This window comes from Enterobacter sp. TMH.L2, from assembly GCF_050847315.1.
GTDB lineage: Bacteria > Pseudomonadota > Gammaproteobacteria > Enterobacterales > Enterobacteriaceae > Cedecea.
Map to the genome: position 1 here is coordinate 2,458,158 of NZ_CP193791.1, position 13,961 is coordinate 2,472,118.

Genomic DNA, 13,961 nt, shown 5'->3' on the forward strand with positions numbered 1-13,961 from the left:
TTTCTTCCTGACAAGGATTAAACTTGACTTACATTCGATAAAAACCAATTTTATCCGAATGAAATTCAGCGTCATTACTCAGGGGCAATATGAAAAAAGAAACAGACAGTATTAAGCAGAACGGTGCGGCAGAGCGAACTCTCGATGCCGCCGACCGAAGAATATTAGGCGCGCTGGTGGAGGATGCGACCATCAGCTACGCCGAACTCGGCGAAAAGGTCGCGCTTTCCGCCCCGGCGGTACACGAAAGAGTCAAACGCCTGAAGCGCTCCGGGGTGATCCAGCATACGGCGGCCTTGCTCGACCCAAAGGCCATCAGCAAATCCCTGCTGGCCTTCGTGCACATTGATACCAAAGGCTGGGGAAAAACGCCGGATCTGCTGCGAATTTCCGCCTACCCGGAAGTGGAAGAGATCCATTCCGTCGCCGGGGACACGTCTATGCTGTTGAAGGTCCGCACCGAGGATTCAAGGGCGCTTGAGGCCCTGCTGGCGCATCTGTATGAGATCAACGGCGTGGTGGCGACCAGGACGTATATCGTGTTGTCCACCTATCTTGAGCGCCCTGTCCAGCCGGGTATTACCCGCGACTGGCCGGAACAGGACTAACGTCATTTCACGATATAGCGCGTTGAGGCAAAGTTATTCAGTATCTTATGGATAATAAAGGTCACGGCCAGGGTGCCGACAATCGCCACCGACACCGATGAAATACGGTACAGCGCGCTAAAAACGATATCCTGATTAGGGTGCATGTATTGCCCGAACATCAGCGCCAGCGTGGTCAGAATAGAAAAGCCCACGCCCGGCCCGACCTTCTCAAACACGTGAATTCGCGCGGCCAGCAGCAGACCGAGGCTAATCAGCGGCATCAGCAGGATCAGGTGACGACTGAAATCATAGATCACCAGCTGCACCAGAATCGCGTAAAGACATCCGGCAATCACCCCGACAATGCGCCACCAGGACGAAAGGATCGCCCCGCGAAAATGCATGGGGAACAGGGCAAAAATGCCCGCCATCAGCGCGGCCAGGGAGTCATTCAGCGTATAGACCTGGAACACGGTGAATAAGAGAGTCGCCGTTAAAGAGGCGAGCAGTGTTTCATGCATCACCCGTGGCCCGTCCTTTTGAATCGCAGGCGGCGGCTTGCGCGGCTCTACGTCCGGCAGCAAATAACAGCTAAGCGCCGACAGCCCCACCGCCAAAAGGCTGCCAATGATGTTAGAAAACATCAGATCGCTCATGTCGGTGGTCGGGTAGCTCAGGAAATTAGCCATCACGCTTAAACAGACCACGCCCATCGAGCCAAACAGAAAGAGCGGCCCCCGGCTCATCAGGTAGAAGCGCGTCATGTACATCAGGAACACAATCAGCGTCATTGGCAGCGGGTAATTCGCCAGCACCGCAAACAGCAGCGTCATTTCCACACAGTTCAGCAGCGCGTTAGCGATCATCTGCCGGGCAATATGGCCGTTAAAAATGGGCACCAGCCCGGTGAGCATGATGGGGTAAACCACGTAGAACACCCCGTACTGCGTGTTAACCCAGCTGTAGACAAACATCCCCACGCAACCCGCCATGACGATGCGCAGCATATGGCGGAAATCATTGCCGCTGAACGGCGTCGGTGCATTGCGCTTCAGCGGGCCAAGAATAAATTTAATAAACATAATGCAGGTAGCTCACCAGCCTGATTTGCATCCCGCCAATAAACGACGCGAAAGCGGAAGGCGAATTGTAGAGCTGCACCGTGGCCCGTGCGCCAGCCGGCAGATCTGGCGTTTTCCCGTCTTCAAGCAGCAAATGAATACGCATGCGCTGCGCGTCCCTCACCCAGCGGTTTGAGGTTTCCGGCGCGGAAAGCTGCCCGTTGATAGCCTGCTGCCCCGGCAAAACGCCCGCATCTTTGCTGGTGACTCTGGCTTTAAAAACCTGCCCTGGCAGCCCGTCGAATACTATATCCGCCGTTGTTTCTGGGCGGGTTTTACTCAGGCTTTTCTCACGGAAGTCGGCCACGATATCGAGCTTGTCGTTAACCAGCGCCAGCGCGGGGGAGCCCGCCCCGGCATACCAGCCCTCTTTCAGCTGTAAATTGCTGATAATGCCGTCGCTGCTGGCAACCACGCGGGTGTAATCCAGATTGAGCCGGGCGTCGTTCAGCAGGTTACGGTATTTTTGCAGCGTGACGTTTTGATCCCCGCGTTCCCCGCGCGAAATCACCAGCTGTGCCAGCGCGGCCTGGAGGTTGTTGACGTTTTGCACCGCGCTTTGCCAGCGCGTAAAAGCCCCGTCCAGATCCTGTTTAGAAATCAGGTTACCGCTGCTAAGTCCGTTAAACCGGTGATAGCTGCGCCCGGCGTTGTCGGCATCCAGCTGGGCGGCTTTAATTTTTGCCCGCGCGGCACTGATTTGGGCGTCAATTTGCTGGTTGTCGAGAATCGCCTGCTGATAAGCAATTTCCGCGCGTTCGAGCTGATTCTGGTAAGGCTTATTGTCGATGTCGAACAGCACATCCCCTTTCTTCACCACGCTGTTGTTGCTGACGTAGATATGCGTCACGTAGCCCGATACGCGTGATGAAACCGGGGTCACCACGCGCATCACGGTGGAGTCCGGGGTTTGCGGCACCCAGATGTCGGCGGCCAGAAAATAGCAAAACATCGCGGCAAACAGCGCCAGCGTGACTTTTACCCAGCGGGTAAATCGTTGTTCAGGGGTCATAACTACTCGCTAAATGAGAAACACGCCGGGAGACCAGGCGTGAAAGAACTATCGAATTTTGATCATGTTGGCGGCCAGCAGGTTTACCGTCTGGCTGAACTGTTCTATTTGCTGCGCCGGAATGCCCTGTGCAACCTGGGCCTGGCACCGCTCCACCGTTTCACTTACCGCTTTAATCGCTTTCTGGCCCGCAGGCGTTAGGGAGATAAATTTCACCCGTCTGTCTTTTTCGTCCGGCGTGCGGGTGACATAGCCCTCTTTTTCCAGCTGTGCCAGCGTGCGCGTCAGGGGCGGCAGATCGATGCCCTGCGCCCGGGCCAGATCCGTGACGGTGATTTTTTCCCCCGCCACGCTGAGCTGCATCAGCGTCGTCCAGCTGCTTTGGGTCAGGCCGGTAAACGCTACGGCGTCATCCACGATGCCACGCCACAGGCGCACCAGCATCGCCAGGCGCATCCCCAGCGGGCGATCGGGAAAATCGACAATGTCGTATTTATCGTCATGCATCGGGTAATCCCCATGTAAATAGTCACTATGATAATTATCATGATAAGTATTTATTTGGTGAATACAACTGACAATAACCAGGGGTAATTACTGAGGAAGTGGCAAAGACAAAAGCGCCCGCAGGCGCTTTAGAAAAGAAAGGATTTTTTAGCTCAGGCGGGCAGCAATATCCGCCACGCGTGCGCCGTATTTGACGGCGGTGTCCAGGTCGCCCTGGGCAATTTGTTCGGCGCCTGCGTCAGACGGAGACTGCACCAGCAGCCCGACCGAGCCGCCCAGGTTGTTCGCGTCTTCGCGGGTTGCCGCCAGGGTATTCGAAGGCAACTGGCCCAGGCTCACCCAAATGCCGCCGTGCTGAGAGGCCAGCGTTTGCATCCACTGCAGGCTCACCTGCTTGTCGCCGTTCAGGCTGGCGCTATTGGTGAAACCGCCGAACACTTTGTCCTGCCAGCCACGGGTGAACCACACTTTGGAGGAAGCATCGGCAAACTTTTTGAACTGCCACGGCACGTTGCCCATGTAGGTCGGCGCCCCAAAGATGATCCCTTTGGCGTCGTTCAGTTTTTGCCAGTCTGCTTCCTGAATATCGCCATTGCTGTCCACGGCGACGAGGTCGGCGTTTGCCCCTTGTGCAACATGCTCTGCCACACGTTTGGTGTGACCGTATCCGGAAAAGTAAATAACAACGATTTTAGCCATAATTTTTCTCGACATGGTTAGAGGGAAAGCCCCGGCCAGAAGGCCGCAAAATCGGGGTTCATCGTGTCTGTCTTTTTCTTTCTGGTCAAGAAGTTACCTGCCAGTAAGTGACTTACTTCCGGGTAAGTATCACCGGCTTCACACCGCCCCATTTTGTCTAATAGCCAGATAATTTACCCATTTTGCCGTCTCTTCTGCCGTTTGACTTAGGGCCGCTTCGTTAAACTGTAAAGCGTGAAGATGGCTCTCGGGTGAGCCGTTAACAGCAGGATTGATGACGTGGCAAAAACATTATTGCGCAGCGGATGCCTGGATGACTTTCTCGCGCTGGGCGAAAACGGTCAGGCAGTGTTTGATTCCGCGTTTCAAATACGCGAAACATTACGCCTTCGTAAACAGCAGGCCGTCGCCGACGCGCTGGCCATTCCCCAGCCCAACGACGAAGGCGACCGCGTCGACTGGTATGCGCCTCAGGAAGGCAGCGTCACCAGCTGGGCCGCCGCCAGCGACGAAGAACGCCGCACCGCCCTTCGCTATCTGGATAATTGCTTATCCAACGTAGCCTCGCTCAGCGCGCGCTGCCAGCAGGCGGAGAAAACCTCGATTCGCCTCTTTGGCGCACTGCTGGAAAAAGCTCTTCAGTTCCCCGGAAGCCAGCACGTCTACCTGGTGAACGGCAAGCCGGTGATCACCTTCTGGGGGTTCGTGAATCTTAACCAGGGCGCACGGGACGATGTGCTGGAGTGCCTGCGGGTGGTGGAATCGCGCGAGCCTGAAATTGCGTATATCCCTGAAGAAACGATGCCGGAGCCAGAGCCACTGCCGGTAGAAATTAGCGAGCCAGAAAAGCCACTGCTTGAAGCCCCGATGGCGGTTCAGGTGGATGATGATTCTCCGGTTTATAGCCTCACCGCAGTGAAAAAAGCCGCAGCCGAAGAAGAAAAACCGGCCCCGAGCCCTGAACCTGTCGCCGTAGCCGTAGCCGTGAAACAGCGTCGCCGCTGGCTGCTGCCGGTCGCCGCCGTGATTGCCGTCGCCATTGCGGCCCCGGTGGGTTATCTGCTGCTTAGCGGGAGCCAGACCGCGCCGGTGGCAACCGCCCAGGCCGAAGTCCCGCCTAAACCTATTGCGCCAGCGCCAATACAGGCCGTCGATGTGGCCAAAACTACCCTGCCGCTGACGCCAGCCGAAGTTGTGGTGCCGCCTAAGCCTGAGCCAGCGCCGGTTGCCGCGCCGGAAGAAAATCCTGAGCCAATTACCGTTGCCGCAGACGTGCCGAAAAATGCGTTAATTCTACCGGCAGAAGCCGTGAGAATTGGCTCCACTAAATTCCTCAACGGCACCTGGCGAGCACAGATCGATTTCAGTGACCCGATCACCGGTAAAGCGCCAAGCCTGCGCTACCAGATAGCCAACAACAAAGGCACGGTGCGCCTGGTGCACGGCGATAACATTGTCTGTAAAGCCGAGGTGTTTTCCGGCCTGCATCAAAATGGCGCGCTGATGATTAAAACCCGCGGCAGCGCGCGCTGCGGTGACGGCAGCCGCTACCCGATGCCGGAAGTGACCTGTAAAACCGGCAGCAACGGCGCCGCCGTTTGCACCGGCCGCTATGAAGGCGACAAAGTCATACCGATCACCTTCCGAAAAGTGAGTAACTGATCATGCTGGCGACCCTTTTTCACTACAAGCCGAGCGTCACGCTCATCAAAGACAGCGGCATTCAGTTCCTGGACTTTGGCCTTGCGCCGCAGACTAACGCCGCCCACGCCGGGCGCTTTGTGCGCCAGACGGCCAACGGCCCGCTGTTACGCCTTGATTACGATGTTGTGCCCGGGAAATTTACCCTACCGGGCGAAAACGGCACCGCGCCAGAAGTGGTGAAACCCGAAAGCACCATTACGCTTGGCCACTCCCTGCGGGTGATGGACAAAACCTGGCTGCCGCTGCCGTTCCTGCGCTTTAACCCGCCGCGCACCTTTGTGGGTGGACCGGATAACTGGGCCCGCGTGCAGGTGCGTGTTCTGGAGACGCCCGATTCCGCCGGGAATACGGTGCGTATCAGCCTCGCGCTGGACAGCAAAATTTACGCGGACGATCACCCCGCCGCGCATCTGGCACCGACGGAAAACGACGTCCGCAACGGTGCCCGTTTTGCGCTGGCCTGGCACAACCACGAGATCAAAGATTTTCTCGACCAGACCTGGGTGGACGGCTGGCTGCGCGAAACCTTCACCCAGTTTGCCACCCGCGTGGAAGAGCGCACCGAGCGTGAGCTCGCCGCCGCTATGAAAGCCTTTGAATATCAGGCTCACTATCTGAATATTCTGGAGCTTATCGGCAACCAGCTCGCCGTGCCGGAAGTGAAGATCGTCACCGCCACGCTGCAATCCCCGCCGATTGACGTAGATTTGGTGCTGGATGTGGGGAACACCCACACCTGCGGCGTCCTGATCGAAGATCACGGCGAAGAAAACGACGGTCTGCGCCAGACTGCCGAGCTGCAGATCCGCTCCCTGAGCGAACCACAGTTGATCAACGACGCAATGTTTACCAGCCGCCTGGAGTTCAGCGAGGCAAAATTTGGCAAGCAGCATTTCTCCGTTGAAAGCGGGCGCGACGACGCCTTTGTCTGGCCTTCTATTGCCCGCGTGGGCGACGAAGCTCGCCGTATGGCCTGCGCTCGCCTGGGTACCGAAGGCGCCAGCGGGATCTCCAGCCCGCGCCGCTACCTGTGGGACGTCACGCCAGCCAGCCAGGACTGGCGCTTCAGCCAGATGGGCGTGAAAACCCAGCGTGAGCCGCTGGCGACCGCTTTCCCGCTGATGAACCTGATGAACGACGACGGCCAGCCGCTGTACGCCCTGCCGATGGACGAACGCCTGCCGGTGTTTTCACCGCAGTACAGCCGCAGCTCGCTGATGACTCTGATGCTGTGCGAGCTGCTCTCCCAGGCGCTGATGCAAATCAACAGTATTGGCTCCCGCCAGAGCATGGGGCACCCGACCTCGCCTCGCCAGCTGCGCAACCTGATTCTGACTTTACCTTCCGCTATGCCAAAACCGGAACGCGAGCTGTTCCGCCAGCGTATGCAGGAGGCGGTCGGCCTGGTGTGGAAAGCGATGGACTGGCACCCGACCGACGAAGGTTTCACCCTCGAGCGCGACAAAAAGAAAAGTATCGTGCCGGTGCCGGAAGTGCAGATGGAGTGGGACGAAGCCACCTGCGGCCAGCTGGTCTGGCTGTATAACGAGGCGCTGGTGAACTACGCCGGGCAAACCGGGCGCTTCTTTGAAAGCCTCGCCCGCCCTGACCGCGCCCTGACGCCGGACGAACCCGTTGGCAAAACCCTGCGCGTGGCGTCGATTGACATCGGCGGCGGCACAACCGATATGGCGATCACCCAGTATCAACTGGACGACGGCGTGGGCAGCAACGTGAAAATCGCGCCGCGCCTGCTGTTCCGTGAAGGTTTTAAAGTCGCCGGGGACGATATTTTGCTGGACGTGATTCAGCGCTGCGTCCTGCCTGCGTTGCAGGCCCACATCCACAAAGCGGGCGTAGCTGACGCGCCAGGCCTGATGACCACGCTGTTTGGGGAATCCGGCCGCATGGACACCCGCGCCACGCTACGCCAGCAAACTGCGCTCCAGCTGTTTATTCCGCTCGGCCATGCGGTGCTTTCTTTCTGGGAAGAGAGCGACCCGGAAGAGCCGGACTCGGTGCTGGAAGCAACCTTCGGCGAGCTACTGACCCAGCAGCCAACCCGCAACGTGATCAACTACGTTCAGCAGGCCGTGCAGCACGAGCTGCCAGCCGACGCGCCGCAGTTTGACATCATGAGCGTGCCGCTGCAGGCGGAAATTGCCGCGCTGCAGGATGCGCTGCTGGCGGGCCAGTTTACCCTCACCGCGCCGCTGCAGGCGCTGTGCGAAGTGATCAACCATTATTGCTGCGACGTGCTGTTAGTCACCGGTCGCCCTGGCTGTCTGCCTGGCGTGCAGGCGCTTCTGCGTCACCTGCAGCCGGTACCGGTTAACCGCATTGTCTGGCTCGATAACTACCAGACCCACGAGTGGTATCCGTTCAGCCAGCAAGGGCGCATCGGTAACCCGAAATCTACCGCCGCGGTGGGCGCAATGCTGTGCAGCCTGGCGATGGATCTGCGTCTGCCGAGCTTTAACTTTAAAGCCGCCGATATTCAGGCCTATTCCACCGTGCGCTACCTGGGCATGCTGGACGGCAACGACCGGCTGCTGGAAGACAACGTCTGGTACCGGGATATCGATCTCGACAGCCCGCAGGCGAACCTGGACACCCGAGTCCACTTCCCGCTGCGCGGCAACGCCTGCCTGGGCTTCCGTCAGTTGGATAACGCTCGCTGGCCAGCCACGCCGCTCTACACGCTGGCAATCAACTCGCCGCAGCTGGCGAAATCAATTGCCGGAGACGGCGTGCTGAACGTGCGCCTGAAGCAGACCCGCGAGGCCGAGTCATTCAGCCTTGCCGAAGCCTGGCTGTCAGACGGCAGCAAAGTCCCCCTCGAACAACTGAGTTTTAAACTGAATACCCTCGCCGGCAGCTACAGCGGGGCGACGCATTACTGGATAGACAGCGGGAGCGTATACCAAAAATGAAGCAGCTAACTACCACGCTCAGCCATCTGGTGAACTGGGTTCAGATGACCCGCACTTTCTCCCCGCTGCTCGACAATGAAGCGGACAGTCTTTTGGCGCGCCTCCAACAGCTAAGCGAACGCCACCGTCGCATCAGCGCGCTGGAGGACGCTCCGCTGACGCTAGGCATTTATGGCCACGCCCTGGACGGCAAAAATCATCTGCTGAATACCCTGCAGGGCAGCCCGAATAGCCGCATTGATATTCAGCTCGGTGATAAACGGCTGGACTACCTGACGCACATCAACCCAGGCCATACGCCAGCGGCGATGGCGGTGCGCTTCAGCGCCCAACGGCCCCCTGAAGTAGAGAATTACCCGCTGCTGCTGACGCTGTTTAGCGAAGCCGAACTGGCGCAGCAGTTTATCAACAGGTATCACGCCTCTGACGCGCCCCGTCTGGCAACGTCCAGCGCGGTTGCCCTGCGGCTGACCGAACTGGAGTCCCGCCGTCTGTCTGCCGCTGCACCAGGATTAACCCGTGAGCAAACGGCCGATCTGCTGTACGGCTACCACCGCCTCCAGCGCCGTCAGCATCACCTGGATGAGCGCCTGGTTTACCGCATGGCCGAGCTTGCACCTTACCTTTCGACAGAAGATCGCGCCTTGCTGTTCGCCCTGCTGTGGGGCGAAGATAGCGCCCTGACGGAAACCTGGCTGCGGCTGGCGCAGGCCTTGCAGCATTTGGGCTGCGTGGAACAGGTTCTGGCTCCGGCAAGCCTCGTGGTGGACAGTTTCCTGCTGCCTGCCGAAGGTTTTCTCATTCCTTCCGGCCCGGAAGACGCACCGGAACAGGCGGATGTGATGGTTTGCCCACTGCTGGGAAATCAGCCTGGTTCTCACCTCAGCCTGCCGCAGAACGACCTGGCGCTGCTGTGCGCCGAGGTTATTTTCACCCTCAGCCAGCCGACTGCGCTGAGCAACGTGGATTTACTGGATATCCCGGCGAATCAGCTTAGCTGGTACACCACCCGGCTTCAGCCGGACACGCTGCTGGTGTGTAACGCCGTCAGCGAACGCAGTGAAGTTCAGGCGACGGGGAAAGCGCTGGCATGGTGGGTAGACAGCACCCAAAGCCCGGGGCACAGCTCGCTGCCGGGCCTGGTCTGGGCCATCACGCCGTTTGACGCCCGGTTTACGCTCGGTGCCAGCCTTGACGACGGCGTTCAGCGTCTGATTGGTAACCCGGGCAAGCGCTGGGGCACGCTGCAGGCGCTGGACAGCAGAAACATGTATCGCCTGCTGGAATGGCTGACCGATGCGCTAAATCCCACCCGCCGTGAACAGCGCCTCGCTGCCCTGCGCGGTGAGCTGGAAACGCAAACCGTCGAACTGTTCCAGCGCTTTATTGACGCGCAGCAGGCCACCCCACAGCAGGCTCGCCAGCAGGCAGAAGATCTGGTGCGTGCTCTGCAGGCCCGGGCGACCCAGCACGGTGACTTGCTGGCAAGCCTGGTGCCATCCCGGGATGCTCTGCAGCAGATCTGGCTGCAGCACCAACAGCAGCATCAGCCTAAACCGGAAGGCTTTGCGCTGGAGATAGACTTGTTTGCCGACGCGGCCGAGCATGTTGCCCCTCAGACTAAAGGCATCAGCTACGCCCGCGCCGTGCATCAGCTTTGGGTTAACCACCTGCGCCTGCTGGGCCAGCGTCGGGAAGCCGCACACCAGTTTGGCCTGGACAGCGTTCAGCTTCAGGCGCTGTGCAACACGCTGATCGTCGCCAGCTACCGGCTGGATGTGCCGATGAGGCTGGAACGCAGCATGCAAAACGGCGACTCCGGGCTTGAGCTGGATATTTCCCGTGCCAGCACGGTGCTGGGTGATTTTATTGCCTGGCTGGGCTACGCCAGCATGCCGGTTGCCGATCGCCCGGCAAGCCGCGTCAATAAAGGCCAGGCCGTGTTTGCCCCCCCTGCCCAGGCGGATATCAGCCGTCGACTGACAAAACTGGGCGAGCAGCCAACGCGCGGCAACGCCAGCTACGTGTACGACTGGCTGGTCGCGCTATATACCCGGGCCACGGAGAATATCGGCTATCAAAACCCGCTGGATATTAATGAGAAGCAGCGGCAGACGCTGGTGAAGCTGCTGGGATGAATTTGGGGGCGTCAGCCCCTCACCCCGGCCCTCTCCCCAAGGGGCGTGGGAGAAACAGCAGGTCAAAACAGTAGGTCATCTATTCCCTCTCCCTTCCAGGGAGAGGGTTAGGGTGAGGGTAAGCAGCGACGTCGCCGTCGAATGCATTCGTAACAAATTCTGGCAGGTGGCAACCCATTAACTTTCCCGCTACAATCCGCCCACCTATTCACTCAATATATATAAGGAGGATCCCCATGATGTCTTGTGAGCGCTTTAACCGTTCGCATACTTTTGGCGATCGTCTCTGCTCAAGCGTTATCGGTTCCGTGCTGCGATAACTTCGGCTTGAGCGAAGAAACTTACTGAATCCCTTCTCTCGGGCTTACCGGGTTATCGTCAGCGTTATACGACGAGGCGTTTGCACGCCATAACTCTTGAGTAAGCACATATGAGCACTTTATTAACCGCCCAATCTCTGCACCTCGACACCGCTTTCGGTTCGCTGCTGGAGTCCATCACTTTTACCCTGAAAAAAGGCGACCGTATTGGCCTGATCGGTCATAACGGCTGTGGCAAAAGCACCCTGCTGAAACTGCTGGACGGCACTCTTTCGCCCACCAGCGGCTCGGTGACTCAGGCGGCTAGCTGCCTGATGGCAAGGGTTGAACAGCATCTGCCGGAAAGCCTCAATACGATGACCATGCTCGATGCTGTGCTGGAGAAAATTGAGGAAAACCAGCGAGATAGCGAATGCTGGCGGGCAGAAGCTTTGCTGGCAAGTATGGGCTTTAGCGAAACGGACTGGCGGCTGACTTCCGGCACGCTGAGCGGCGGGCAGCATACTCGCCTGCTGCTGGCGCGAGCGCTAATTAGTGAGCCAGATTTGCTGCTGCTGGATGAACCCAGTAACCACCTGGACTTGCCCACGCTGCTATGGCTGGAACAGTTCCTGCGCGGCTGGAGCGGCAGCTTCGTGCTGGTTTCGCACGACCGCAGCCTGCTGGATAACGTCACCAACGGCAGTTGGATTTTGCGCGATCGTTCGCTGCATTTCTTTGCGCTACCGTGTTCTCAGGCGCGCAGTGCGCTGGAGGAACGGGACAGAACCGATGCCCACCGCCATCAGGCGGAGCAAAAGGAAATCGACCGCATTACCGCCAGCGCCAAACGGCTGGCAATTTGGGGCCGGGTCTACGACAACGAAGACCTTTCCCGAAAAGCCAAGCAGATGGAAAAGCGCATTGATCGGCTGAAGGACGAGCAAACTGAGCTCACGGCGGGCAGCCAGTGGCAGCTTAAGCTGAAAGGTGAAGCGCTGATTGCCGACAGGCTGCTGGAGCTGGAAGCGCTTCACGTTCGGCCTGCGCCGGAGTGTGAACCTCTATTCACTCTGCCGTTGCAGCGAGTGAAAAGCGGCGACCGCGTGGCGGTGATAGGCCGGAACGGCTGCGGCAAGTCGTCTCTGCTGCGCCTGCTTTGGCAGCAGTACCAGCAGTCAGAGCGTGAGGACGCTATTCGCCTGCATCCTCGGGTGCATCTGGGGTATTACGACCAGACGCTGCACCAGCTTAACGACGGAGATTCGCTGCTGGAGGCGCTGGAGCCGTTTGCCCCGCTCAGCGAACAGGACAGGAAAATGGCGTTAATCAGCGCCGGATTTCCGTGGCTGCGACACCAGCAAGCCGTCAGTACGCTGAGCGGTGGAGAGCGTTCGCGTCTGCTGTTCGTTGGCCTGACGCTGGCCCGCTACTCCCTGCTGATGCTGGATGAACCGACCAACCACCTGGACATGGAAGGCAAAGAGGCGCTGGCGGAAACGCTGCAAACCTTTGAAGGTGGCGTGCTGTTAGTGACCCACGACCGCGAGCTGATAGCCAAAGGCTGCAACCGCTTCTGGCTGGTGAACAACGGCGTGCTGAGCGAATGGCACGACCTGGACGCGCTGTACGCCCTGCTGACAGCAGAGGAAAGCGGGCTGCCGCTGACCGAAGTGAAATCCCAGCCAGAGCAAGTCATCCAGCAAGCACCGCACTATAGAGAAAGCGATGCGCTGCTGGAACGGCTTATCGAGCTGGAGGAAAAGCTGGCGGAGGACGTGACGCGCAAGGAAAAGCACCAGAAACCGGCGCTGCAAAAACAGTGGCGGGAAGAAATTGAGGCGTTAAATAAAAAGTTAGCGATTTAAAGCCAAAGCCATCCTTCGGGATGGCTTTCAGGCCGCTGACAAACCTCTATCAATAGAAGAAATACCAGACGATCCGTCAAAAGAAACAGGAAAATCAATTCATTGATTTTCGGCTGATAACCACGAAGAGGAAAAAACCACGCTTTTTTCCTCTTCGTCTGTCACCAAAAGCCATCCTTCGGGATGGCTTTTTTATTACGCCCTGCACTGCTCGGCGAGCACCCTGGCTAGCCCGGCGGGGTTTTCCCAGGACATAGCGTGCCCGGCGCTCGGTACGATGGTGGTCGTCACCCCGGCCTGCTGGAATGCGGTAAAATCTTCATCCGGCAGCGAAAGCTCACCGAAAATAAGCGTTTTGGGGATTTTTAGCTGAGCAAAAAGCTGATACCAGTCCGGTTCGATGCCGCTTACCAGACTAACGGCGGCGCGCCATACAGCACTGGGATCGCTATTTTGCAAGCTGCCGGACCACGGATTTTCCGCGTTAGCCGCGATTGCTTTTTGGTAACCATGAGCCACGAATTCGTCTTCGGTCTGCGCGGCAATCATGCGGCTATACATCCCGCCGCCGGCGCGGAAATTGGGCTCCGACACCATCAACCCTGCGATTTTCCCCGGCATCGACGCCGCCACTTCAATGGCGATGCTGCCGCCCATGCTGTGCCCGTAAAGAAAAAAGCGATTTAACCCTAAATGTTCCACCAGTTCGCCCACGACACTTGCCTGTTCACGGGTGCTGTAGCCGTAAGACTGCGGCCTGTCGCTGTACCCGCTGCCGGGGAGATCGATGAGAATGCTACGCCGGGAACTCCATGCCGGATCGCTGACCACGCGGGGATAGTCATAAGAGGAAGCGCAGCCAAGACCATGAATGAACAGGAGCGGCACACCCCCGCCGGGTAAATCCAGATAGCGCACCCGACATTGCGCCGTGGCGGAGAAGAAGTTTTGCATCAGCATTCCCTTTTCTTACAATAACTGTGTTTATATACAGTATACCGTATTTTCCTGCCACTCCTTTCTCTAAAATGCGCCTGGCCCGCCTGGCATCATTGGCTTGCTCCTCTGCCGCAGGCGACAAAGGAGCAAG

The 13,961-nt window shown here is 58.4% G+C and carries 10 protein-coding genes; 5 read left to right on the plus strand and 5 right to left on the minus strand.

Annotated elements, in window-relative coordinates:
• Positions 1-89 precede the first annotated feature (89 nt).
• Positions 90-608, plus strand: a complete 519-nt coding sequence (locus ACREYP_RS11795; RefSeq protein ID WP_336818711.1) for an Lrp/AsnC family transcriptional regulator — start codon at positions 90-92, stop codon at positions 606-608.
• Positions 609-610: 2 nt separating this feature from the next.
• Here the strand turns inward: ACREYP_RS11795 and ACREYP_RS11800 are convergent, their stop codons facing one another.
• The 4 genes from ACREYP_RS11800 to ACREYP_RS11815 all read right to left on the minus strand — a co-directional run bounded on the left by ACREYP_RS11800 (position 611) and on the right by ACREYP_RS11815 (position 3,929).
• Complete coding sequence (locus ACREYP_RS11800) at positions 611-1,672, minus strand: DUF2955 domain-containing protein (protein WP_166992624.1); 1,062 nt, start codon at positions 1,670-1,672, stop codon at positions 611-613.
• Complete coding sequence (locus ACREYP_RS11805) at positions 1,662-2,723, minus strand: HlyD family secretion protein (RefSeq protein WP_166874051.1); 1,062 nt, start codon at positions 2,721-2,723, stop codon at positions 1,662-1,664. The genes ACREYP_RS11800 and ACREYP_RS11805 overlap by 11 nt, the downstream gene beginning before the upstream one ends.
• A 48-nt stretch (positions 2,724-2,771) precedes the next feature.
• Complete coding sequence (locus ACREYP_RS11810) at positions 2,772-3,230, minus strand: MarR family winged helix-turn-helix transcriptional regulator (RefSeq protein ID WP_166992629.1); 459 nt, start codon at positions 3,228-3,230, stop codon at positions 2,772-2,774.
• A 147-nt stretch (positions 3,231-3,377) separates the two neighbouring features.
• On the minus strand, positions 3,378-3,929 hold the full coding sequence (locus ACREYP_RS11815; protein ID WP_008459077.1) for a flavodoxin family protein: 552 nt from the start codon (positions 3,927-3,929) through the stop codon (positions 3,378-3,380).
• Positions 3,930-4,208: 279 nt separating this feature from the next.
• On the opposite strand from ACREYP_RS11815, the gene ACREYP_RS11820 reads away from it, so the two are divergent.
• The 4 genes from ACREYP_RS11820 to ACREYP_RS11835 all read left to right on the plus strand — a co-directional run bounded on the left by ACREYP_RS11820 (position 4,209) and on the right by ACREYP_RS11835 (position 12,871).
• The gene (locus tag ACREYP_RS11820; protein WP_498880871.1) at positions 4,209-5,591 is read left to right on the plus strand and encodes an SrfA family protein; all 1,383 of its coding nucleotides are present in this window, start codon (positions 4,209-4,211) and stop codon (positions 5,589-5,591) included.
• A 2-nt stretch (positions 5,592-5,593) separates the two neighbouring features.
• A complete protein-coding gene (locus ACREYP_RS11825; protein ID WP_498880872.1) occupies positions 5,594-8,566 on the plus strand; it encodes a virulence factor SrfB in 2,973 nt (990 codons plus the stop codon).
• Positions 8,563-10,704 carry a virulence factor SrfC family protein gene (locus tag ACREYP_RS11830; protein WP_498880873.1) on the plus strand — a complete coding sequence of 714 codons (2,142 nt, stop codon included), beginning with the start codon at positions 8,563-8,565 and terminating at the stop codon, positions 10,702-10,704. The genes ACREYP_RS11825 and ACREYP_RS11830 overlap by 4 nt, the downstream gene beginning before the upstream one ends.
• Positions 10,705-11,134: 430 nt before the next feature.
• On the plus strand, positions 11,135-12,871 hold the full coding sequence (locus ACREYP_RS11835; protein ID WP_336818717.1) for an ABC-F family ATP-binding cassette domain-containing protein: 1,737 nt from the start codon (positions 11,135-11,137) through the stop codon (positions 12,869-12,871).
• A gap of 195 nt (positions 12,872-13,066) precedes the next feature.
• On the opposite strand, the gene ACREYP_RS11840 is transcribed toward ACREYP_RS11835, so the two are convergent.
• Complete coding sequence (locus tag ACREYP_RS11840) at positions 13,067-13,825, minus strand: alpha/beta fold hydrolase (RefSeq protein WP_336818791.1); 759 nt, start codon at positions 13,823-13,825, stop codon at positions 13,067-13,069.
• Positions 13,826-13,961: the final 136 nt, after the last annotated feature.